General features: G+C 39.8%; 21 protein-coding genes and 1 riboswitch. Of the genes, 16 read left to right on the top strand and 5 right to left on the bottom strand.

Annotation, left to right across the window (positions count from 1 at the left end):
- Positions 1-108: 108 nt before the first annotated feature.
- Both J2S10_RS11210 and J2S10_RS11205 read left to right on the top strand, forming a co-directional pair.
- Positions 109-765, top strand: a complete 657-nt coding sequence (locus tag J2S10_RS11210; RefSeq protein WP_307407651.1) for a 5-bromo-4-chloroindolyl phosphate hydrolysis family protein — start codon at positions 109-111, stop codon at positions 763-765.
- Entirely contained in the window at positions 762-1,943 is a 1,182-nt protein-coding gene (locus J2S10_RS11205) for a toxic anion resistance protein (RefSeq protein ID WP_307407649.1), read from the top strand. The genes J2S10_RS11210 and J2S10_RS11205 overlap by 4 nt, the downstream gene beginning before the upstream one ends.
- A 154-nt stretch (positions 1,944-2,097) precedes the next feature.
- Here J2S10_RS11205 and J2S10_RS11200 read toward each other — a convergent pair whose 3' ends face one another.
- Positions 2,098-2,913 carry a M15 family metallopeptidase gene (locus J2S10_RS11200; protein WP_307407647.1) on the bottom strand — a complete coding sequence of 272 codons (816 nt, stop codon included), beginning with the start codon at positions 2,911-2,913 and terminating at the stop codon, positions 2,098-2,100.
- 409 nt (positions 2,914-3,322) lie between these two features.
- Positions 3,323-3,408, top strand: a riboswitch (cyclic di-GMP riboswitch).
- Between the two features lie 48 nt (positions 3,409-3,456).
- Between J2S10_RS11200 and J2S10_RS11195 the strand changes: the two genes are divergently transcribed.
- The gene (locus J2S10_RS11195) at positions 3,457-3,624 is read left to right on the top strand and encodes a hypothetical protein (protein WP_307407645.1); all 168 of its coding nucleotides are present in this window, start codon (positions 3,457-3,459) and stop codon (positions 3,622-3,624) included.
- Between the two features lie 126 nt (positions 3,625-3,750).
- Here J2S10_RS11195 and J2S10_RS11190 read toward each other — a convergent pair whose 3' ends face one another.
- Together J2S10_RS11190 and J2S10_RS11185 are read right to left on the bottom strand one after the other, a co-directional pair.
- Positions 3,751-3,921, bottom strand: coding sequence for an acyltransferase (locus J2S10_RS11190; protein ID WP_307407642.1), 171 nt, complete (start codon positions 3,919-3,921; stop codon positions 3,751-3,753).
- Between the two features lie 373 nt (positions 3,922-4,294).
- Positions 4,295-4,549 (bottom strand): hypothetical protein, encoded by a 255-nt coding sequence (locus tag J2S10_RS11185; RefSeq protein ID WP_307407640.1) that lies wholly within the window; start codon positions 4,547-4,549, stop codon positions 4,295-4,297.
- A 228-nt stretch (positions 4,550-4,777) separates the two neighbouring features.
- Here J2S10_RS11185 and J2S10_RS11180 point away from each other — a divergent pair, with 228 nt between their 5' ends.
- The 6 genes from J2S10_RS11180 (at position 4,778) to J2S10_RS11155 (ending at position 10,058) form a co-directional block, all read left to right on the top strand.
- On the top strand, positions 4,778-4,924 hold the full coding sequence (locus J2S10_RS11180) for a hypothetical protein (protein WP_307407639.1): 147 nt from the start codon (positions 4,778-4,780) through the stop codon (positions 4,922-4,924).
- Between the two features lie 507 nt (positions 4,925-5,431).
- Positions 5,432-6,334 (top strand): ABC transporter ATP-binding protein, encoded by a 903-nt coding sequence (locus tag J2S10_RS11175; RefSeq protein WP_307407637.1) that lies wholly within the window; start codon positions 5,432-5,434, stop codon positions 6,332-6,334.
- 1 nt (position 6,335) lies between these two features.
- Positions 6,336-7,073, top strand: coding sequence for an ABC transporter permease (locus tag J2S10_RS11170; protein ID WP_307407635.1), 738 nt, complete (start codon positions 6,336-6,338; stop codon positions 7,071-7,073).
- 7 nt (positions 7,074-7,080) lie between these two features.
- Positions 7,081-8,220 carry a sensor histidine kinase gene (locus J2S10_RS11165; protein ID WP_307407633.1) on the top strand — a complete coding sequence of 380 codons (1,140 nt, stop codon included), beginning with the start codon at positions 7,081-7,083 and terminating at the stop codon, positions 8,218-8,220.
- Positions 8,217-8,819, top strand: a complete 603-nt coding sequence (locus J2S10_RS11160; protein WP_307407631.1) for a response regulator transcription factor — start codon at positions 8,217-8,219, stop codon at positions 8,817-8,819. The genes J2S10_RS11165 and J2S10_RS11160 overlap by 4 nt, the downstream gene beginning before the upstream one ends.
- Positions 8,820-9,143: 324 nt before the next feature.
- Positions 9,144-10,058 (top strand): NAD-dependent epimerase/dehydratase family protein, encoded by a 915-nt coding sequence (locus J2S10_RS11155; RefSeq protein WP_307407629.1) that lies wholly within the window; start codon positions 9,144-9,146, stop codon positions 10,056-10,058.
- 197 nt (positions 10,059-10,255) lie between these two features.
- On the opposite strand, the gene J2S10_RS11150 is transcribed toward J2S10_RS11155, so the two are convergent.
- Positions 10,256-12,100 carry a bifunctional diguanylate cyclase/phosphohydrolase gene (locus tag J2S10_RS11150; protein ID WP_307407626.1) on the bottom strand — a complete coding sequence of 615 codons (1,845 nt, stop codon included), beginning with the start codon at positions 12,098-12,100 and terminating at the stop codon, positions 10,256-10,258.
- Positions 12,101-12,270: 170 nt separating this feature from the next.
- The gene (locus J2S10_RS11145; protein ID WP_307407624.1) at positions 12,271-12,864 is read right to left on the bottom strand and encodes a DUF5317 domain-containing protein; all 594 of its coding nucleotides are present in this window, start codon (positions 12,862-12,864) and stop codon (positions 12,271-12,273) included.
- Between the two features lie 588 nt (positions 12,865-13,452).
- Here J2S10_RS11145 and J2S10_RS11140 point away from each other — a divergent pair.
- From J2S10_RS11140 to J2S10_RS11110, 7 genes are all read left to right on the top strand, one after another.
- Positions 13,453-14,343, top strand: a complete 891-nt coding sequence (locus J2S10_RS11140) for a CPBP family intramembrane glutamic endopeptidase (protein ID WP_307408127.1) — start codon at positions 13,453-13,455, stop codon at positions 14,341-14,343.
- 687 nt (positions 14,344-15,030) lie between these two features.
- On the top strand, positions 15,031-17,496 hold the full coding sequence (locus J2S10_RS11135) for a glucosaminidase domain-containing protein (protein ID WP_307407622.1): 2,466 nt from the start codon (positions 15,031-15,033) through the stop codon (positions 17,494-17,496).
- Between the two features lie 185 nt (positions 17,497-17,681).
- The gene (locus tag J2S10_RS11130; protein WP_307407617.1) at positions 17,682-19,562 is read left to right on the top strand and encodes an NTP transferase domain-containing protein; all 1,881 of its coding nucleotides are present in this window, start codon (positions 17,682-17,684) and stop codon (positions 19,560-19,562) included.
- Complete coding sequence (locus tag J2S10_RS11125) at positions 19,546-20,517, top strand: DMT family transporter (RefSeq protein WP_307407614.1); 972 nt, start codon at positions 19,546-19,548, stop codon at positions 20,515-20,517. The genes J2S10_RS11130 and J2S10_RS11125 overlap by 17 nt, the downstream gene beginning before the upstream one ends.
- Positions 20,517-21,206, top strand: a complete 690-nt coding sequence (locus J2S10_RS11120) for an NTP transferase domain-containing protein (protein WP_307407612.1) — start codon at positions 20,517-20,519, stop codon at positions 21,204-21,206. Before J2S10_RS11125 ends, J2S10_RS11120 begins: the two co-directional genes overlap by 1 nt.
- An 80-nt stretch (positions 21,207-21,286) precedes the next feature.
- On the top strand, positions 21,287-21,673 hold the full coding sequence (gene gloA2 / locus J2S10_RS11115; RefSeq protein WP_307407610.1) for an SMU1112c/YaeR family gloxylase I-like metalloprotein: 387 nt from the start codon (positions 21,287-21,289) through the stop codon (positions 21,671-21,673).
- A 180-nt stretch (positions 21,674-21,853) separates the two neighbouring features.
- Positions 21,854-22,597: a C40 family peptidase gene (locus J2S10_RS11110; protein WP_307407608.1), complete on the top strand. Its 744-nt coding sequence runs from the start codon at positions 21,854-21,856 to the stop codon at positions 22,595-22,597.
- The last annotated feature ends 58 nt before the right edge of the window (positions 22,598-22,655 follow it).

The following is a 22,655-nucleotide window of genomic DNA, read 5'->3' as shown; positions in this document are numbered from 1 at the left end:
TAGTCCATGGAATGCAGGAGTTTTTTCGTGTATTGTTGAAGTAATGAAACATTCATTAGTTTGATTCGTATCAATATAATGGATTATTAGGTTAGGAGTCGATTAATCATGAACCCTATAATTTCGTTGTTGATTCGGTCGTTTGTAGCAGTTCCTATTACCGGATTGACATGGCTGTTTAGTTTTTTTGTGTTCCATCAAACCTTCCTTCTGTCGGCGGTTTATGCAATAGCAGGCGGGGTCCTGATTCATTTAATCCTCGGCATCTTTATGACTGCAGGCTTTTTAAAGACACAGCAGCTATCACGGCGGGAATATCGATATATTCGGAAAAATTTAGCTGAAGCAAGGCGGAAAATCCACCGCATGAACAAAGGACTATTTCAGATTAGGGACCTATCATCTGTAAAACAGCGGATCGATGTTCTTCGGATCACTAAGAAAATATACAAGCTAACTAAAAAGGAACCAAAGCGTTTTTTTAAAGCGGAAGAATTTTATTTTTCTCATTTAGATTCAGTTGTTGAGCTTTCCGAAAAGTATGGATTTTTATCTGCGCAGCCTAAAAAAAGCAGGGAACTTGACCAATCATTAATTGAAACCCGCCGAACATTAAATGAACTATCCAAGCTCTTGGAAGAGGATTTGTATCATATCATTTCCGATGATATTGATCACTTGAATTTTGAAATTGATGTGGCAAAACATTCGTTAAAAAAGCATAAGGATACTAAATTCCCTGAAGAAAATAGGTGGTTAAAATGACAGAAAAAAACTCTATCCGGCTCAACAAAAACGGAAATTTATTAGATGATATTCTCGCGGATCCTTTCGGAGACCAACCGGCGGCCCCGGCACATTCCTCATCACCACAGTTCCAAGAGGAGAAGCCGAAGAAGCTAATTGATGTGATTCCTGAGGAAAACCGGGCAAAGGCCTTTCAGCTCGCCGAACAGATTGATCCGAAAAACCATCAGGCGATGATCATGTACGGAACGCAGGCCCAAGGAAAGCTTTTATCCTTCTCCCACACGATGCTTGAGCATGTTCAGAAAAAGGACATCGGTGAGGTTGGGGAAATCATTAATGATTTAATGAAAAGGCTTAACGAGGTAAATCCGGATGAACTGACGGATGGGAAACCATCCTTTTTTGCGCGTATGTTTGGGAAAATTTCCGGCTCTATGCAGGAAGTACTCTCCAAATATCAAAAAACTGGGGCCCAGATTGATCGAATCAGCGTAAAGCTGGAACGGAGTAAAAATGTCCTGTTATCCGATATCAAATTGTTAGAGCAGCTATATGAAACAAATAAAGAGTATTTCCATGCTTTAAATGTGTATATTGCAGCAGGTGAAATAAAGCTGGAAGAGATGAATGAAAAAACAATCCCGGAGCTGAAAAAAGCCGCTGAAACAACGGATGATCAAATGAAGTTTCAAGAAGTGAAAGATATGCTCCAATTTGCGGACCGGTTGGACAAACGGTTATACGACCTTAAACTTAGTCGGGAAATCACGATTCAAAGCGCGCCGCAAATTCGTCTGATTCAAAATACGAATCAAGCGTTGGTGGAAAAAATTCAGTCTTCAATCATGACGGCAATTCCGTTGTGGAAAAATCAGGTGGCGATTGCATTGACATTGATTAGACAGCGCCATGCTGTTGAGGCACAAAAACAGGTCTCAAAGACAACTAATGAGTTACTTTTAAAAAATGCAGAAATGTTAAAAACAAATACCATAGAGACAGCTAAAGAGAATGAACGCGGCCTGGTTGATATTGAAACCTTAAAGAAAACCCAGGAAAGCTTAATCACAACGCTCGAAGAAACGATGCGTATTCAAGAGGAAGGACGGAACAAACGCCGTCTGGCCGAGCAAGAACTGGCTTCCATGGAAAACGAACTAAGATTGAAATTATTGGAGATCAAAGGACAATAACGGAACGAATGCATAAAAAAGCGCTCGGGGCGCCCGTCGCATTTTTACGTTAAAGGATTTATATCTTTGGACGGCCTCTATTGATAGGAATAAGAAAGCCTTTCCCCATTTTTCCGCTGTGGGTTCGAGCATTCCCGAAATATTGGCCTGAAATTTATTTATTTACAGGTGTAGCTTGGTAATATTCTTCAAGGGTGATTCCGCGGTCCATGATTTCTATGGCGATCGCCTTGCCAACATAACGAATGTGCCATGGTTCATATTTATAGCCTGTAATAGAACTTTTTCCTTTCGGGTAACGGATGATAAATCCGTATTCCGCTGCATGAGTCTGAAGCCAGATTGCCTCTTTTGTCCCCCCAAAGCAATCCTGTGCCTGGCATTTGCCATTTCCTCCGGTCACATCAATGGCAAGGCCTGTTTCATGCTCACTCGTTCCCGGCAAGGCGCTGTAGGTTCTTGCCTTTTTATAGCCATCTCTTTTAACGTAATAATTAAACAAAGTGATTTGTGTCGCATGAGACCTGTAGGCAGAGACACCTAAAAGATTTACATCCTGTTGTTTAGCCTCTGCGAACAATTTTTCAATCGCCGCTGCCGCTTCCTTCCGCATTTTTCGCTTTTCGGCTCCGGCTGTATTTACAAAAGGTATCTTTGCATAAATTAAATCGCTAGGATTATAACTATCCGGCAGCTTGTTTTGTTTGTTCACAAGAACCGGAATACTTTTAGGTTTGGCTATAACCTGGATGCTGTCAGTGTTCGAGTACTTTTGAGCTTCGGTATCAGAAGAAGTATTCCCGGATGTAGCTGTTGATTGATTGGGGTATTGGTTATCGTTGTTCGGGTCTTTTGGAGGCTTTGATTCTGATTGGTGATTTTTTTCGGCATTTTGGATCGTGCCCGTACAGCCTGTTAAAGGTAAGGCAAGCATAATCGTACATAAAATAGTGGAAAAGAATTTTACCATGAAAAACTTCCTTTATAAAAAAATTTAGATTACCCTTCACAAAATAATGGCTCTTTCTAAAATAGACTCTGTACTTGCCGAGTGACATTAAAGCAATTATTTGACGTTACGAAAATCAAAAAAGGCGCAAGTCGGAAAGTTCTAAGGTGGTAGAAGTTAAATTAGTCAGGTCTATTAAACATAAGTCTAATACTTATTTTTAAAATATGGAATACATCATTTTGCGGACAATATTCGACAGCATTACGAAAATGCTGCAATTTTGAAAATGAGAGAGAGCCTTCTTGAGGGGGCATTTAGTAAAATTTCTTCGAAAAGGGATTCAGTGTGGAAAAATGAGGAACGGTTAGGTCTTTTTGCACTATTAATTAAATTTTTTTATGCATATATTTTTAGTAGACACATAAATCGTACGAAACGGCAAAGCCATTGAAAAATGGTGACGCAAAACTATAGGGGCTAATGTTATTACGACGATGCTTGCCAGTTACCGAACACGAACAACTCCTACGATTTATGTAAACCAATTGAGGAGGTTTTCATGTGTTGAAAAGTATGTTTTTTAGAGGGAAATATTATTGGCACCTGTTCCAGCACCGCCATAATGAGTTACTTCAGCAAGATTGTCTTTGTGAAGAGCTAAAAATTAAGTTAAAAATCAAGGCAGTGTACCACAACAGCAAAGCTATCGAATTTGGTGCAAGATTGTAAAATGTAAGGGTATTCAAAAGTGTATGAACGCATGGGTGTTCAGTCCATCAGTAAAATAATATAAGGTCTGTTGTAAAAAGCCTAGGGATACGTGCTCCCCTAGGCTTTTTACTTTAAGTAGAAGGCTTAGAATTCAAATTTTTGTACGAAGTTGCAGCTTGAACAGGCACGGCCAATTAGCTTTTTTGTCTCAGAATCTTCATAATAGACCTCTTCAAACCCACAGATAGGGCATTCGATAATATGGAATATTTGTCTTTCTCCCAAAACGGCATCTAACAAGATTTCAAAATACATTTTTCAAGTACCCCAATCTATTAATTTTCTTTTAACATAGCAAATAAAGGTTGGGGTTAATGGAGAATAATGAAAGTTTGCTAAGGAATGTTTTCGACAATTGTCCTCATTTAGCGCTGTAAAGCAAGGGGTTCCTTGCGATCCGACGGGTTAGCGTATTAAATCAATTTTAAATAGGTATCCCGCTGCGTTATCACGTTAATTCGGTAAAAGAATTGTATCCCGGCTTCGATATTAAATTAGAGGCCTCCCGCCGGGCAGTTTCGATTAAATTAATGAGGGGCAGACCTCCCGCCGTGCTATTTCGTTAATTCATCGGGAGACTGCAGCCCACTATACTAATGCGCTAAAGCTACTGAGCTGTCCCTACCTTTTATGCTTTTTTTTGAATGTTTTCGTATATGGTTAGGGTTTTTTTGAGTTCTTGGAATAAGTCGTTTTGTTGTGATACTTTCTGATTGTATTCGTCTTTGAGCTCTTCTAATAAAAAGGCGTCAGGTTGATTTAATGAAAGGATGGACTGCTGAATCCATTTTTTGAGTGCTTCTTGCTGGGTTTCATAATGGTGTATATCCTTTTTTATTAATGACAGCAAAAATTGAATTTGAACCTGTTCATTTTTCTTCATGATCTGCACCTCTTCTGAAGTTTTGATTAGCCTACATTTTTATATTATAGGGGGACATTAGATATTCGTAGTGTACTCTAACATTCTTAACATAAACTTAACGGAAATCGTTTTGTATCGACATAAATCAACGGATATTTGTTGAAATGATCAGGGCAGGGCTTATTTTTCCTCCTCAATTGCGCAATTTATAAATATGAAGTTTTTTTTAACAGGAGGTGAATCTGCATGAAGGACGATAGAGACACAACGAGTGAAGGGCTAAATCAAATTTTCGAGATTATTAATGCGAAAGGCGATACTGGTGAGTTGAAGGAAATTGTTGATCACAGGGAATCAAAGGCAAATGAAAAACAAGTTGAAAGCCAAGAATAACAATAGGGTAAAAATTTCAAACCGAAAAAAGGACCTGGATATGTTTGTTTCCAGGTCCTTTTTCCATTGGGAGACTAGTCTTGGTTGTCCGATTTTTTGTGGTCATCCAACTGTAGGCTATTTGAAATTGGCGTTTGTTGATTGTGGTAAACAATCTTGCCGCCATAGTAGCCGGTAATAGTTACGGCAATGAATGAAAACACCAAATAACAACAAGGCAATAGGAAAATGTACGAGCAGCGGATGAATCGGATAGGTGAAAATTTCAACTCCCCTCCTTACCTACTATTTACATAATTTTACTACACTCATACCAATTGCGAGGGATATTGTTTGAATATTCAGTTACAATCCCTCCGATGTTAGGAAATGTTACATAGTGGCGTCGAACGGGTGACAGGCACCGAATTTGTGACATTTGTCACCTGGCATTGGTGACATTTCATACTAAAATCTTCCCCCTGTAATTTATACAATGATTGTAAGAAATCGGGAGGTGTTCGAGATTTGAATGAGGTTGTGAGCTTGACAAATGTGACAAAGTCATTTCAACATAAACATGCGGTTAATGATGTGAGTTTTTCGATTGGGAAGGGTGAGGTGGTAGCGATCCTCGGGCCGAATGGGGCCGGGAAGACGACGACGATCTCAATGATATTAGGATTGCTAAAACCAACCGAAGGTGAAGTGAAGCTATTCAATCAGCGGCCGAATGAAACCAACGTGCGTGAAAAACTAGGGACGATGCTACAGGAGGTTAGTGTGATACCGGGCTTAAAGGTTCGTGAAATCCTCGAGCTCATCCAAAGCTATTATCGCCAGCCGCTGCCGCTAAAAGAACTCGTCACCTTAACGGGCCTCACAGAGCAGGATTTAAAAACACAGGCGGAAAAATTGTCCGGCGGGCAAAAGCGCCGTTTGAGCTTTGCGTTAGCGCTGGCGGGGAATCCGGAGTTAATTATTTTCGACGAGCCGACAGTCGGCATGGATATTACCTCAAGAAATCGCTTTTGGCAGACGGTGAGCACCCTCGCCGACCAAGGTAAAACCATCATATTTTCAACCCACTATTTACAGGAAGCAGACGATGCCGCGCAGCGAATCATCCTGTTTAACGATGGTGCAATCGTCGCGGATGGAACGCCAATGCAAATCAAATCGAGGATTTCCAAGCAGTCGGTTTCCTTTAAAGTAGAACCCGAAAGGTCGCTTGAAAAACTTTATCAGCACCCTGAAATTGAGCAGATTTTTCGGAAAAACAATCGGGTATACGTTCAGGCATCCAATACTGATAAAGTCCTGGAACTGATTTTTCAAGAAAAACTAGGGGCCCATGATATTCAAATTGAACATGGAAAGCTCGAAGAAGCGTTTGAACAGCTAACAGGCGAAAATAAGGAGGCTAAGTAAGATGAAAGCATTTCAAATGCAATGCAAAGCGGAAATCAAACGCGTATTAAGGAATCGTTACTTTGTATTTTGGTCATTGGCGATGCCGATTATCTTCTATTATATCTTTACGAATGTCGTTAATACGAACGCCCCTGACCCGGCTGGATGGAAGGCGCACTATTTAATGTCGATGACGGTGTTCAGCGTGATGGGTTCTTCGATTATGACCCTTGGAATACGGATGGTTCAGGAGCGGGCCCAGGGGTGGTCGACGTTCATTCGCATCACACCGCTCAAGGACAGCGTTTATTTTGCCGCCCAAATGGTTGGCCAAAGTATGATCCACTTGCTGTCCATTACGGTTATTTTTAGCGCAGGCGCAATCATCAATGGTGTTTCGCTAACCCCGTTCCAGTGGATCATGAGTGCTTTGTGGATTCTGATTGGATCGATGCCGTTCCTGGCAATCGGCACGTTAATCGGAATGATGAAAAAAGTAGAAACAGCGGCAGGAATCAGCAACGTGCTGTATATGGTGCTGGCAGTCGCGGGCGGGATGTGGATGCCGCTGGAGATCATGCCGAAAGTGATGCAGAATATCGGACATTGGCTGCCATCCTACAATTTTGGCAATGGCGCCTGGGCCATTGTTCAGGGCGGTGCGCCAAGCTGGAAAAATATTCTGATTTTAATCGCCTACCTAGTCTTGTTCATGCTACTATCGAAGTATATTAGAAGAAAACAAGAAGTGATGTGATTGAGGTATGAGTAGGACATTCAGTATTTTTCCGAGCCAATTTGGCTTCTTTCCCTATATCTTTTTGGTTTATATTGCTTTCCCAATCTATTATTTAACGAAAGAAGCAGGCTTTAAGCAAATTATTGGCTATGGAATGGTGCTGCTTTTCTTAGTAACGTATCGCCAGCTGTATTTTTGCGCAGGAAAAAGAAAATTCACCTACTGGTTAGCTGTACAGTTGGCAATCATCTTTACCTATAGCATGTTTTACAACTTAAACTACATGTTTTTAGGTTTTTTCCCGGCCAATTTTATTGGCTATTATCGCGAAAAAACGAAATTTTATCGCGGTATTGTCAGTTTAACGTTTGTCCAAATTATCCCGTTTATGTATCATTTCGTGAATACGAAAACGATGCTTTCTTCGGGCGAGCTGCTTTATTTTGTCCCATTTATCATTATTATACTGATTTCGCCCTATGGTGTTCGCTCAATGAATCGCAGGATGGAACTGGAACGGAAGCTGGATCAAGCGAATCAACAAATTAAAGAACTGGTCAAGCGTGAGGAGCGTGTGCGGATTGCCCGTGACCTTCACGATACGCTCGGACATACGCTGTCGCTGCTGACATTAAAAAGCCAACTTGTCCAGCGGTTAACAGCAGCCGACCCGGAACGGGCACGGCTCGAGGCAAAGGAAATAGAAATCACCTCAAGGGCTGCGTTAAAACAAGTACGCGAGCTGGTTTCCGATATGAGGGCCGCGACCATTGCCGAAGAGCTTCTTCAAACTAAGCAAATTTTGCGAGCGGCGGGAATTACCTATCAATATGATGGAGAGGTAGATTTCCATCAAATTCCCCCTGTTATGCAAAATATTGTGAGCATGTGCATAAGAGAAGCCGCCACTAATGTAGTTAAGCATAGCAGGGCAACCCATTGTTCGATTTCCATTTTACAAACCTCTGAAAGAATGAACGTAGTTGTTCAGGATGATGGGATGGGCGTCGATAAAAGTAAGCAGTTTGGGAATGGTTTGCAGGGGATGGAAGAGCGGCTGGCATTAATTGACGGGGGCCTAAAGCTTACGACCCATAATGGTGCTGTTCTGGAAATGACTGTGCCGATTATTAAAAAAGCAAATAGGAAGGGGACGGCGATATGATTCGTCTTTTTATTGCTGAAGATCAGCGAATGCTGCTAGGTGCGCTTGGCTCCTTGCTGGATTTGGAAGAAGATATGACGGTCATCGGTCAAGCAATGAACGGTGAGGAGGCGCTGGCGGCTATTCTTAAGCTGGAGCCGGATGTCTGCCTGATGGATATTGAAATGCCGGTGCGAAGCGGTTTGGAAGTGGCTGAAGAGCTGATGCAAAGGGGATCGAAGAGCAGGGTCATCATTTTGACCACCTTTGCACGTCCGGGATATTTTGAACGGGCAGTAAAAATTGGTGTGCATGGATACTTATTAAAGGATGGAGAGATTGATGAGCTTGCCGATGCGATTCGCAAAGTGGAAGCCGGGAAGCGGGTCTTCAGCCCGGAGCTAACCTTTGATGTGATTCGTGAAGAAAACCCGTTGACCCCAAGAGAGCAAGAAATTTTGCGCCTGGCAGCCTTAGGAAAAACCACCAAAGAAATCACCTCGGAGCTCTATTTATCTTCCGGGACAGTCCGTAACTACATATCAGAAATCATCCACAAGCTAAATGCGAAAAACCGAACGGAAGCAGCTAGTATCGCTGAGAAAAAGGGCTGGATCTAGCAAATACTATTTTGGCAAAGCAACGGATTTATATTCCGTTGCTTTTTTTACGGGGTTTTAATCCATTTTAGGTGCGAATTCCCGATGTTAGGAAAGGTAACAAAATGGCGTCGAAGGCAATTAGAAAGAGGTTGATTCGAAAAAATAGGATCAACCTTTTTTCTTCGTTTCATAAACCATTTTACAAGTCTATTTTTCCTTCTCGTTATATCTGACCATTCCCCCCTCACTTTGTCCGCATAGTATAAAAAAAGAAATTGATATAGATGAGGGGCTAAAAAAAACAATAGCTTGGTATAAAACGGAAGGGGAGAAGGAGAAGCAATGAGGGTGCTTGTGACGGGGGGAGCTGGTTTTATTGGTTCCCATATTGTTGATTTGCTTATCGATGGTGGGCATGAAGTAATCGTTGTTGATAATTTAAGTACTGGTAATAAAGAGTTTGTTAATAAGAATGCAAGTTTTTATTTGTTGGATATTAACTCGCCTCAATTAGAGGATGTTTTTAACAAAGAAAAACCCGAGTATGTTATCCATCAAGCAGCACAGGTTGATGTCGCAAAATCAATTCAAAATCCCGCAGTTGATGCGTATGCAAATATCATTGGGACGATTCGCTTGTTGGAATGCTGCCGAAAGTTTAATGTCCGTAAAATCGTATATGCCTCTTCCTATGCCGTATATGGAGAAACTAACGACTGCAGTATTCGGGAAAACTCTATGGTACAACCTATCTCCTTTTATGGAATTTCTAAGCATACTCCAGAATTGTATATTCAACTCTATCAGAAGTTTTATGGTATTTCTTTTACAATCCTCCGCTATGCCAATGTTTATGGTCCCCGTCAAACATCAAAAGGTGAGGGCGGTGTTATCGCCATTTTCATGCAAAAGGCTATAAAAGGTGAACAAGTGGTAATTTATGGGGATGGAGAACAAACCAGGGATTTCGTTTATGTGAAAGATGTCGCAGCAGCAAACGTTCTTTCTTTAAATAAAGGAAAGAATCAAATTATCAACATCGGTCTAAATAAAAAAACGAGTATTAATAAGTTATATGCTTTAATTTCATCAAAATATATTTCACCGATTTATTTGCCAAAACGAAATGGAGATATCCTCTACAGCAGGTTGAATAATGAAAAAGCAATGGAGTTATTGGACTGGATGCCTAGCTATGATTTGCTTTACGGTTTGACCGAGACAAAAGAGTTCTATGAAAATGAAAAGTCGAAATGAAGAAATCCGCCTCATTCTGACAGTAAATCTTTAAAGAAGGAAGAGGGAATTCACGTGAATGTGAGAAAGGGACGCTCCTTTGAGGACCAAAATGAATGGTGCCTGTCACCGTTCTTGGACATTTCGGCTATTTGTCCACCTGGAGTGGACAAATTGAATTTAAACCCCCTTTTTCACAGAAAAAGGGGGTTTGGGTTTTATTTATTCGCGTATGAAAGCACTTTTTCTTCTGATTCCTCGCATGTGTTATCGAGCTGCTTAATCATGGTGATAAATGGGCCGACGAATTGCGGGTCGAATTGTTTCCCGGCACAGGCACGTAATTCGACGATTGCTTCTTTGAATGTTTTCGTTTTTTGATAAGGTCTTTCCGTGGTCATTGCATCAAATGAGTCGATGACGCATAAGATCCGCGCCAGCTTCGGGATCGATTTTCCTTTTAGCCCATAGGGGTAACCATTGCCATCATAGCGTTCATGATGAAGCTCGACCAGAGGAATCAGTTCCTCCAATTTTTTGTTGGTGGAGATGATTTCCTTGCCCCAGGTTACGTGCTTTTTCATCATTTCCCATTCATGTGGTTCGAGCTTGCCTTTTTTATTTAAAATATCCCGCGGAATTTCGATTTTTCCGATGTCATGAATTAATGCACCCAAAATCAGCGTCTTCCGTTCATGTTCACTTAAGTTGAGCATCCGTGAAAAATCCACAGCATATTGGTAGACGCGTTTACTGTGACGGTATGTATAGACATCCTTCGAAAGAAAGATTTTTAACTGCTGTTCCGCTTCATCTAATCCCTTCTCAAGTGAAAGGGAGCGTCCAACCGTGTATTCAGAGTGCTCATTATAGATTTGGACGAGATTTTTCCCTTGGTCTTTCGCTGCGTACATTGCTTGGTCCGCTTTGTTCAAAAGTTCGGAAATGCTGTACGTTTCTTTTTCACACTCGGCAATTCCCGCTGAAAAGGACATACAGCCGTATGGAAGACCTTCGACCCCTTTATAATACGTGTTATTTGCCTTTTTTCTTAATTCATTCATAAAGGAGTAAGCCGTTTTTCGATTCGTATTTGGCATAAAGATCGAAAATTCTTCACCGCCATAGCGGGCGACTGTAAAGTTTTTCCTCTCTGCCTCTGATTTCAAAAGTGCTCCAAATTCCTGGAGTAAATGGTCCCCTTGTATATGCCCGTATAAATCGTTGTATTTCTTAAAATCATCAATATCTAGGAGCACAAGACTAAGGGGTCGCTCACTATCCTTCGCAGCCGCCACTTCTTTTTCCAAAAGCTCCTTAAAATAGCCGTGGTTGTTCAAGCCGGTGAGGAAGTCTTTGTTGGCTTTTTCAGAGATCTCTTTAAATAGATGAAAATGCTGTTTAAAAGCTAAAGATAATAAAAATGAAATACAGGTAAATAAAAATAGACCCAGTGTTTTTTCAGCATTCATCAAGATGACTAATACTAAAGAAAGCATTAGAGTACTTATATAAGTTGCAATCGTTTCTTTAATAATTCCTTTTAAAACATCCATTAAACTTTCACTTGCGGCCAATATAAAGTAAATTCCTATTAATATTACATTTATAACAAAATAGGTACTTAAGGAAATCAAATATGGAATAATATTTTGTATGTGAATTCCACCGGTTTTTCCACCGGTAAAAATAAAGGCATAATAAGCAAGTATGATCATTAATGAATAGATTGCGAAATTAAAGACATGTTTCCACCAAATTATGTTTCGTTGTGTAAATGAAAATAGAATGGCATTAATCAGTAATACATACAAAGTTATATTCAATCCAAACAAAAAAAGACATGCTAAAAAGATTGAAGAATCCATTGAAAGAGAGTTTCCCTTTGGAGGGAGAAGGATAGGATAGTGATTTAATAGTAAAATTGATCCGGCTAAAGCAAAAATAGTCAGCCATTCAGATAAGGAGTGTTGTGGAAAGGTATTAAATGCAAAAGAAATTATAATACCAATAGTAGATACTAGAAAAAGGTATGTAGTAGTAGACGTTTTTAAGATGCGCATGATTATCACTCACATAAACGAAATTTGAGAGAAGTAAAAATTACTTCTCCCATCATTATACTATTAAACTAGTCTAAATCCAGATGTTAATGCAATAATTACAGAGCCAATAATAATTGCGTTGTATAAAATGCTTGTTAATTTGATACCTTGTCTTTGTTCGTTTTTCATCATTTTTCACCTCCTTCAAAGGACAGTGTGATAACTTTCTTGTCTTCTGTCCTAGGACGTTGGAGCATAAGATATTGGATGAAAATAAAGATCCCAATATTCATTACGATATCGCCGATGCTAATGATTTGGGTACGTGGGTATGGTTTAGTAATTGGAATAATATCACCCAGAAAACCAAGATGAGTAGAATGGTTTAACGCAGTATGCTTAGCATACAGGCTGTGTTTTAATGCTTCAATATAGCCCGGATCCAAAACCGAAGCTGCCGTTAATGAAACCGGCATCCTTCCGCCGTTGATCACCATCACTAAGAAATTAAGAAAGACACCAATTAATATAAGAATAAATCCCGGGTTATTCCGATTTAAAAATAAAAACAATAATCCTAAAATATAAATAACCATATAAATATAGTTGCTTGCTTGTCCAAGAATTTTAAAATCATTTTGAAAGGCAAAAACAGCAATTTCAAAAGCCAAAAGAAGCGGAAACATCCAGCCCCATTTTAGATTCAGTTGTGCCAGGCCTTTTAAATTTCCTTTTCGTAAAAAACCAACTATAAATGAGAGGATAATTCCGTCAAATACCATTCGCCGTACCTACCTGTATCAGATTTTTGAATGAAAAGAATAAAAAATACAAAAATACAAAAAGTCAATATAAAAAATATGGAAATTAAATTTTATAGTATGAATATAAATTAACCAAATGGGCTTTTACAATATTTTTTTGGAGTTTTTTGAATTATTTTGCAAAATAATCAAAAGGAACCATGTTGAAAGTTGGGTAATTCTGTAGTTTATTGGGATAAATGGGATAAAATTGATTAATTTTCCCTATTGTTAAGCGAAGTTAACATATTAATAAACTAAACCGGTTATCATATAGGATTCTTATCAAAGTATGGCGAATATATTGGATAGATATATCAGATGATAAATACCTACTAATATGTTAAATTACTACTATTACAATTCGAAGATTTAGAGAGGTTAAACCGATGACAAGAAAATGGAAGTGGATGATTGCCTGTTTCCTTTTCCTGCTGGTATTTAACGGGTTAGGGATTTTGATCGTCCATTTAATAGGCCGTTAAGTGAAGAGAACATTTGGCCGTACAGTTTGCAGGCCGGTAAAAGGAAGAGAAGAATTTTTGTACAGGGCAGGTAATGACATTGATGACAACGAATTTAACTCAACCGATATCCAAAAGGCTGTTGTTTGCGATTCTAATTATTACAATTGGGGCTGAAATAGACCTATATATCACCCGATACAGTACCTTGGCCGGTACCTTATATGATGCCATAATGGTATCCTCATTCTTTATCGGCCTGAAGCTTAATAAAAGACTTGAAAGGCCAGCCGCCACACCCAAAACAAAGCGGCAGTGGACCCTGCAACTTACGGGTGCCTTTCTCATCTTTTTCATCGGTAGCACGATTATCAATTATTACTCCAGCCTGGCATTCCATGATTTTAGCAGTAATTATGATCAAAATGTTCAACAATACACGGATACGGTTTCGGGGGGCGACGATGTGGCTTCAACCGATTCCGTAAGTACTTTTTTTGATCAAGTAGATACGGTCGGTCCCGATTTATATACCGATGCACTTGCCGGGCTGGAAGAGGTCTGGCGGCTCGGGTATATGATTCTGATCCTCGTTATCTGTAAAAAAGTTTTTCGGCGCAGGTGGGAAAAAGGATCGAGAGATATATTTTTATTGATGGCCTTATTTATTACCTCCATTCTGTTCGGGATTGACCATACTTTAGATACGGCAGAACCGTGGTCAATTAAATTGGGAGCCATTGTGACATTTGCTGATATGGGATTATTATTCGGGCTCATCCTTTTATGGACCCGCAGCCTTTGGATAGCCGTTATCGCCCACTCGGTTTACGATATTACCGCCACTATCTCTTGGTATTATTTCGATTACGCAGTTGAAACGTTTGCCGGCCTGGTCTTCATCGCTCACATCATCTTATTAGCAATTGAAAAAAGCAGGCAGCGAAAACTGACTAGGCGACAAGTCATGGATGCAGTACAAATGGCTGAATAAAGTGAAAGAGGTTACCCATGGCGGTAACCTCTTTTTTCATCATTCACTATTCAATAAAAGAAACCCGAGGAATGTTTCCGGGACCCTAAGAAAATATTTTTTTTGTGGTCTGTTCCAGATTTAATATAGGTATTTCCTTCTTAACACCGAAAAAGCTTTATACCAAATAGTTTTAGAGGGAGTGAATATTTCTTTCATATGCAATAGCAGCATAATTAATCCTCCTAAAATATAGTAGTTTACTCTATGATATCGTAAATGATAGCCTGATGACATAAATAGTTCTCGATAAAAAACGACTCAATTCGGGAAAAATTGCTTACTATAAATAGTTTTAGGGTTAGTATTTACATTTTTCTACTATATTAAATAATTAATCTATTATCGACATATTTTTCATAGAAATTCATGTTAGGATATGACAAAATAGGAAAATAGAAGTGTACATATAAACGATCGGATAAGGGAGGGCAGAGTAGGAAAAAGGAAACAGGAGTGAGAAGGAACAATACGAACCGGTGATTATTGTCGTATTAACAAAAAATACCTCAAAAATTATCGTTTCCATATATCTGGTAATTCAGTATATTTGTATAGTTATTAACATGGTAGAAGTTGTTACTTCGTATTTTTTGTGAATATAGGATGATAGTTTTAGAGAGATAGAATTTCATGGGGGGAAGAATATTGAAGAAAAAAAGTGTTACTGCTTTCGTCCTGGCATCGATGTTGTTTACTTCAACGGCCTCGGCAAGCGGTACATACATATGGAAGTATCAGAATAACAATTGGTATTATCTTTCACCTGCCGGGAAAATGGTTACCGGCTGGATACTTGATCACAACGCCTGGTATTTTATGGGTCCCAATGGTGCCATGAAGACCGGTTGGCTTTGGAACGGTAATCACTGGTATTACCTCGATAAGAAAAGTGGCGCAATGAAAACGGGTTGGCTGAATGACAACAATACCTGGTATTTTCTTGATGCTAGCGGCATCATGAAGACCGGCTGGCTTTTCAATGCAAAAAGCTGGTACTTTCTTGATAAAAATGGCGCGATGAAGACGGGCTGGTTGATTGACCATAATGCTAAATATTATTTAAGTCCGAGCGGGGCAATGGTTACCGGTCAAAAATGGATTGACGGGAAACCATACGTATTTACCGCCTCAGGGGCACTGAGTACGGCACTGATTACAGGTTGGTTTCGCGATGGCTCGATTCGAATGTTCTTTGATGCAAATGGTTTGGCACATACGGGCTGGCTAACGGACGCCGGTAAAAAGTATTATTTTGGTCCGGATGGACTTCTTAAAACCGGCTGGCTGACCGACGGTGACAATAAGTTCTTCCTCGATGCGTACGGCTCCATGCATACGGGTTGGCTAACTGATGCCGGTAAACGTTACTTTTTCGGACCGGCTGGTGTGATGAAAACCGGCTGGTTGACGGATGGAGGCAGTACCTACTACTTGGGAACAGATGGTGTAATGAGTAAGGGCTGGCTTACAGATGGAGATAAAAAGTACTACTTGGGAACAGACGGGACCATCCAAACCGGACAGAAAACGATCGACAATCAAGTATATTTCTTTGGAACTGACGGTGTACTGCAAACCGGATGGATTAAGAATAATAATAAGATGTATTACCTTGGAACAAGCGGTTCGGTGTATAAGGGCTGGTTAACCGATGGAGATAAAAAGTATTACTTCGGTGCTGATGGTGCCATGCAAACCGGCTGGCTGACAGATGGAGGAAAGCGATATTACTTCGGAACTGACGGTGTCATGCAATCGGGCTGGCTGACAGATGCCGGCAACCGTTATTACCTTGGTGCAGATGGTGCGGCACAGACGGGCTGGTTTACCGATAATAATCTTAAATATTATTTTTCAGCAACCGGTATGATGCAAACCGGTTGGTTGCTGGATAATAGCCAATGGTATTATTTTAATGCCGCGGGTACGATGGTTACAGGCTGGGTCTTATACAATCAAAACTGGTATTACCTGAACAACAACGGTACGATGCAGACCGGTTGGATCAATTATAATGGTGATTGGTACTATTTGAATAAAAATGGCGATATGAAAATTGGTTGGTTATCCCTGGATGGTAAATCGTATTATTTCGATTCTACGGGCAGGATGGTTACAGGCCAGCAGGTTATTGATGGTAAATCATACGCCTTTTTTGATAATGGTGTCCTAAATACAGGTCCTGTTGTAACGCAAACCAACTACAACGAAACGTTGCAGCAAATGATTGATACCCAGATGACAAAGAATCCGCAAACGGATAAATACCGGAACAGTCCTGCGTATGTCAGCAGTTCCTATATTCTAGTTGATGCCAACAATCCAACGAATGGAACTGTGACGGCTACCAGTTTAAATGTTCGTGATAATACGAATACGAATGCCTTTATTTATGGAACGTTGAAACAAGGTGATCACGTTCAAATTGTTTCGACTGTTGGTACTTGGTATCAGATCGGCTATAGTACTTGGCGGAATGCAAAGCCGGAAGATGTAGCTTATTATGTAAATGAAAGCAATTTTACATCAGGCAGCGCTGAATACTATCAGTTCCTCCTATTATCGAAAAGTGCCGGAACCAATGCACAGGAATTAAATGATAAGATTCTTGCGGGTAAAGGAATTCTTGAAGGAAAGGCACAGACCTTCATTCAGGCAAGCTTGGCATATAATGTGAATGAGATTTATTTGATCGCACATGCGCTCCTTGAAACCGGAAACGGAACCTCCAGCCTGGCCAATGGGATTCTTGTCGATACGGTGGACGGAAATCCGGTAGCCGCGCCGAAGGTTGTCTATAATATGTTCGGTGCCGGAGCGAATGATGCCTGTCCTGATAAGTGCGGGGCGGAATATGCCTATAAACACGGTTGGTTTACTCCTGAAGCAGCAATAATCGGCGGTGCGGCGTTTATTGGGGGCAGTTATATTAATGACCCGGTAAATCAACAAAATACGCTTTATAAAATGCGATGGAATCCTGCCATTCCGGGAACGCATCAATACGCAACGGATATTGGCTGGGCGGCCAAGCAGGTATTAACGATTAAAAAGATCTACGATTCCTTGAGTTACTATACTTTATATTATGATATCCCGAACTTTAAATAGAATGGTAGGCTAGGACTGTGCTTAAGGGCACAGTCCTTTTTTACGGTTCCGTGTAAAAAGTCCCCCTGCAAATTTTCTTCCCTTAATAGGAAATACTATCCAAAAATCCACTTTTTTAATTTACAGGATATGAGCCCTGCTGTACAATGGAAATGCATTCATTTTTTGAATATATCGGAGGAACTATGGAACAACACTCATTTCAATTATTAGAGGCCATTAACAAAAATACGAATTTGAATCAAAAGAAAATGGCGGAAATTTGCAGCATTTCAATTGGGAAAGTCAATTACCTAATCCATGATTTAACGATTGGAAATTATATTTATAGTGAAAAAAAAGGTAGAAATATAAGCTACTATTTGACACAAAAGGGGATTGATTTTTTGCAGAGCGGAATCGAAGCGTTTCGTGAAAAAAAGGTTAATATCCACCAAGAGCCTGTAACAGAGATTAAGCAGGCCGTAATTTTAGCTGCAGGTACTCGAAAGGATTTTGCTAAACCTGCCGGGTTGATGCCGATTGAGGGTACCACCTTACTTAAAAGAAATATCGATATCCTGAAGGAAAATGGAATCGAGGACATTGTAATTGTCACCGGATATCAGCGTGAGGCCTTTCAGGAAGTTTCGGAATTCAGCCATTACAGGTTAGTTGAAAATCCTAAATATAAATGGACGGGTTCGATGGCGTCACTGGCACTTGCCCATGAACAAATTACCGATGATTTCCTATTGATTGAAGATGATATCTTAATTGAAGAACGGGCGATTAAGGAACTCCTTACCCATCCGCAGCGTGATTGTGTCTTGATTGCCAATGAAAGCGGATCAGGTGACGAAGCCTTTGTTGAAATAAAAAATGGCTATTTACATAAAATCTCAAAGGATATCCATCAATTTAATCATGTAGACGGTGAATTGATTGGAGTCAGCAAGCTCTCCTATGAAGTTTTTACAAAAATGGTTAATGAATTTCAAGAAAACAACAATAATCCATATATGAACTATGAATATATGCTCCTGGATGTTTCCAGACATTACAATATTGCCTATCTGAAAATGCATAATCTTGTTTGGGGAGAAATTGACAGCCAGCTGCATTATGACACGATCATCAATAAAACATTTCCGATTTTACAGCGAAAAGAAGCAGAATTCAGAGATATTCAGATTAAGGGCTATTTAATGGAAGCTTTGGACATAACCTTAGAGGATATCCGGGAGATTCAGCCTTTTGGCGGCATGACCAATAAGAATTTTAAAGTGCTGGTCCATGATAAGGAGTACGTCTTAAGGATCCCAGGGAATGGAACGGAACAAATGATTAATCGCAAAGAGGAGAAGGTGAATTCGTCACTTGCCAGTGAAATGGGAATTGATACGGAATTGATCTATTTTAATGAAGAAACCGGTGTGAAAATTGCTGAATTGATTCAGGAAGCAGAAACGTTGAATCCTAAAACGGCGAAGCGGCAGGATTATATGAAGCTTACGACCGCGATTTTAAGAAAACTCCACTATTCCGATGTGAAAATGGCCAATCGGTTTGATGTTTTTGAAAAAATCAATGACTATGAGCTTCTCATGACGGAAGCGAAGGGTCAACCGTATGAGGGATATGAAGAAGTAAAAGCACAGGTAATGGCCTTGAAGGAAATTTATCAAGGAATGAATATCACGTTAACGCCATGCCATAATGACTTGGTTGCGGAGAATTTTGTGAAAAGCGGCAGCGGCAAAATTTATTTGATTGACTGGGAATATAGCGGCATGAATGACCCGATGTGGGACGTAGCGGCACATTCACTGGAATGTGATTTTAGCCCCGAAGAAGAGGAACTATTTTTAACGTTGTATTTAAATGAGAATCAAATCCCGCTAGAGCTTCAACAACGGGTGCTAATGAATAAAATTTACCAGGATTTCCTTTGGTGCATTTGGACGATTATTAAAGAGGCAAAAGGAGACGACTTTGGCACGTACGGTACCGACCGTTTTAACAGGGCGCGGAACAATTTAGCCAATGATTTAATTAAGGAGATGACGTATGAATATAAAAAATAAAGGGCTTATTTATGGATTAATCTCCGGTTTAACTTGGGGAGTAGATACCGTCTTAATCGGGATTGTCTTATCACATGCACTCTTTGTGTCGACAGATAATGTTATTTTCCTCGCGCCGCTCGTTAGTACATTTTTTCATGACTTGTTATCCAGTTTGTGGATGATGGTATATATGGCCATTAGAGGAGAATTGAAAATCTCCTTTAAAAAAATAGCAACACGAAGCGGACGATTCGTTATATTGGGTGCTTTGCTGGGCGGACCGATTGGAATGACCTTCTACGTTTTAGCCGTTAAGTACTTAGGTGCGTCATTATCCGCATCGATTTCAGCCGTGTACCCTGCGGTTGGTGCTTTCTTTGCCTTTTTAATCTTAAAGGATAAATTAAGCTTAAAAAACTGGATTGGCCTATTTATCAGTATTTTATTTATTTTCCTATTAGGATTTGCCAGCGGTGAAACATCACCGAGCTTTGTCCTTGGATTTGTGTTTATCCTCATCTGTGTGTTTGGCTGGGGAATGGAATGTGTTATTCTGGCTTATGGAATGAAGGATGATGAAATTACACCTGAACAGGCGCTGCAAATACGCCAGGTCGTTTCAGCTATTACCTATGGTGTATTGATTTTACCGTTTTTCAAAGCCTATCCGCTTGTCGGTGAAGTGTTAAAAAGCAGTGAAGTATTCTTTATCGCCGTGATTGCCCTTTCCGGAACGGCTTCCTATGTATACTATTACAAAGCGATTTACACCATTGGCCCAACAAGAGCAATGGCATTAAATATTACCTATGCGGCATGGGCGATTATTTTAAGCTTTGTGATCTTAGGTACTCCGATTACCGCTAAATCGATCTTTTTTAGTATTATGATCTTATTAGGTTCTATTATTACGGTAGCGAACCAAGAAGAGTTGAAGTGGTTAAATTTTAAAGGCAGGAGAAGAACAGCATAATGAAAGCAATTTTACTCGCAGCTGGAATGGGTACCAGATTACGGCCATTAACCTTAACAACACCGAAATCACTTGTCGAAGTAAATGGAACACCGATGCTTGAGAGACAGGTCGAATATTTACAGGAAATTGGAGTGGACGACATTTATGTGGTCACCGGCTATTTAAAGGAAAAATTCGAGTACTTAAAAGAAAAGTACGGAGTTACCCTTATTCATAATGATAAATACGATCAATACAATAATATTTATACGATGTATTTAGTAAGGGAATTCCTCCCTGATGCCTATGTGATTGAATCCGATGTATTCCTGAAAAACAATTTTCTTGTAAAAAATCCAAAGACATCCGGGTATTTCAGTGCAAGAAAGCCTGAATTTAAAGCGGAGTGGATGATTCGCTTTGATGCACGTTACAAGATTTATGATATCGAGGTCGGGGACGGCGAGAATGATTATATTCTCTGCGGCGTATCCTACTGGTCGGAATCCGACGGAAACAAGATCATTAAAAAGCTTGAAGAAGCTGTTGCGGATGGTCATTTCAAGGACCTCTATTGGGATGACATGGTTAAAAATAATATTAAAGATCTTGATGTGTATTTACATGAGATTCATCCTGATGATAGCTATGAAATCGACTCACTCGAGGATCTTGAAAAATTGAACCAATTACTAAACCAAAGATAAAAACGGACCGCAGGGTTCGTTTTTTCTTTTTGATTATGGTAGGTTAGTAAATGAGAAAATAGGATAAGGCAGTGATGTAAGTGAAATTAACAGGAATCCATCATATTGCAATCATTTGTTCAAACTATGAAAAATCAAAAGACTTTTATGTGAGCGTTTTAGGACTCACGCCGATTCGTGAGGTTTATCGGGAGGAGCGGAATTCCTTCAAGCTTGATTTGGCAGTTAACGGTCACTATCAAATTGAATTGTTTTCTTTTCAACATCCGCCTGAACGGCCAAGCTATCCGGAAGCGGCGGGATTGCGCCACCTTGCGTTTGAGGTGGAAGATATCGAAGCAGCGGTTGATTATTTATCCTCCCGGCAAATAAGGACAGAGCCGATTCGGGTCGATCCCTTTACGAATAAGCGATTCACATTTTTTGAAGACCCTGATCATCTTCCAATTGAATTCTATGAAAAATAAGGCGAGGTATGTCGCCTTTTTTTATGTCGTTTTTATAGAAAAATCAGAGAAAAGGTCGAAAAAGGTCAATTTTTGAAATAATTCTGTAATACTATTAAAAACTAACTGTAAATTATCACTATTAACTTTTATGAGATACTAGAATATATAAAAAGAGAAGAAAGTGACACGGGGGATATCATGAAAAAGTTAATATTCAGTGGTTTACTATCATGTTCTTTGCTCTTAAGTGGATTATTTGGCGGACATAAGACTGAAGCAGCGGCTGTTGGGAAAGCGGTTACAGATATTGCTCTTAAATATGTAGGTATTCCTTATCAATGGGGAGGAACGACACCAAGCGGATTTGATTGCTCGGGTTTTGTGGATTATACATATAAGCAAGTGGGTGTTACATTACCGCGTACGTCTGCAGATTTATATAATAAAGGACTCGCGGTTGCAAAAAGTAATTTAAAAGAAGGCGATTTAGTTTTCTTTAGCACCTATAAAGCAGGTCCTTCACACGTAGGTATTTATATAAGCAACAATCAGTTTGTTCACGCTTCTGATTCTGGTGTTAAGGTTGATTCCTTAACAAGTTCTTATTACAGCAACAAATACTATGGTTCCAAACGAATTGTTACTACTAATGGCTGGGTTCTTTCAGCGGGTACTTGGTATTATTATGACAAAGGTGAAATGAAAAAAGGCTGGATTAAAGATGCTGGGAAATGGTATTACTTAGGGCCGAACGGTGGAATGATCACAGGCTGGTTAACATGGAATGGTGCTTGCTATCATTTAAACCACAGTGGTGCAATGGATACCGCTTGGGTTTTACTGAACGGTAAATGGTATTACTTCTATCCTGATGGGTCAATGGCAAAAAACACAAAAGTTCAAGGTTATGTTGTCGGAAGCGACGGAGCCTGGATTAAATAAAACAGATAAAAAAAAGAGCCGGTGGTTCCCACCGGCTCTTTTTTTTGGGGGTATAAAA

It is taken from the genome of Neobacillus ginsengisoli, assembly GCF_030813055.1.
Note: the sequence above shows the minus strand (reverse complement) of the source record. Positions and strands in the feature narration are given on the sequence as shown.

Coding starts and splice junctions, on each gene's coding strand:
- J2S10_RS11210 (WP_307407651.1), top strand. CDS start 109: ATGAACCCTATAATTTCGTTGTTGATTCGGTCGTTTGTAGCAGTTCCT.
- J2S10_RS11205 (WP_307407649.1), top strand. CDS start 762: ATGACAGAAAAAAACTCTATCCGGCTCAACAAAAACGGAAATTTATTA.
- J2S10_RS11200 (WP_307407647.1), bottom strand. CDS start 2,913: ATGGTAAAATTCTTTTCCACTATTTTATGTACGATTATGCTTGCCTTA.
- J2S10_RS11190 (WP_307407642.1), bottom strand. CDS start 3,921: ATGTATTTTGAAATCTTGTTAGATGCCGTTTTGGGAGAAAGACAAATA.
- J2S10_RS11185 (WP_307407640.1), bottom strand. CDS start 4,549: ATGAAGAAAAATGAACAGGTTCAAATTCAATTTTTGCTGTCATTAATA.
- J2S10_RS11180 (WP_307407639.1), top strand. CDS start 4,778: ATGAAGGACGATAGAGACACAACGAGTGAAGGGCTAAATCAAATTTTC.
- J2S10_RS11170 (WP_307407635.1), top strand. CDS start 6,336: ATGAAAGCATTTCAAATGCAATGCAAAGCGGAAATCAAACGCGTATTA.
- J2S10_RS11165 (WP_307407633.1), top strand. CDS start 7,081: ATGAGTAGGACATTCAGTATTTTTCCGAGCCAATTTGGCTTCTTTCCC.
- J2S10_RS11160 (WP_307407631.1), top strand. CDS start 8,217: ATGATTCGTCTTTTTATTGCTGAAGATCAGCGAATGCTGCTAGGTGCG.
- J2S10_RS11155 (WP_307407629.1), top strand. CDS start 9,144: ATGAGGGTGCTTGTGACGGGGGGAGCTGGTTTTATTGGTTCCCATATT.
- J2S10_RS11150 (WP_307407626.1), bottom strand. CDS start 12,100: ATGCGCATCTTAAAAACGTCTACTACTACATACCTTTTTCTAGTATCT.
- J2S10_RS11145 (WP_307407624.1), bottom strand. CDS start 12,864: ATGGTATTTGACGGAATTATCCTCTCATTTATAGTTGGTTTTTTACGA.
- J2S10_RS11140 (WP_307408127.1), top strand. CDS start 13,453: ATGACAACGAATTTAACTCAACCGATATCCAAAAGGCTGTTGTTTGCG.
- J2S10_RS11130 (WP_307407617.1), top strand. CDS start 17,682: ATGGAACAACACTCATTTCAATTATTAGAGGCCATTAACAAAAATACG.
- J2S10_RS11125 (WP_307407614.1), top strand. CDS start 19,546: ATGAATATAAAAAATAAAGGGCTTATTTATGGATTAATCTCCGGTTTA.
- J2S10_RS11120 (WP_307407612.1), top strand. CDS start 20,517: ATGAAAGCAATTTTACTCGCAGCTGGAATGGGTACCAGATTACGGCCA.
- J2S10_RS11110 (WP_307407608.1), top strand. CDS start 21,854: ATGAAAAAGTTAATATTCAGTGGTTTACTATCATGTTCTTTGCTCTTA.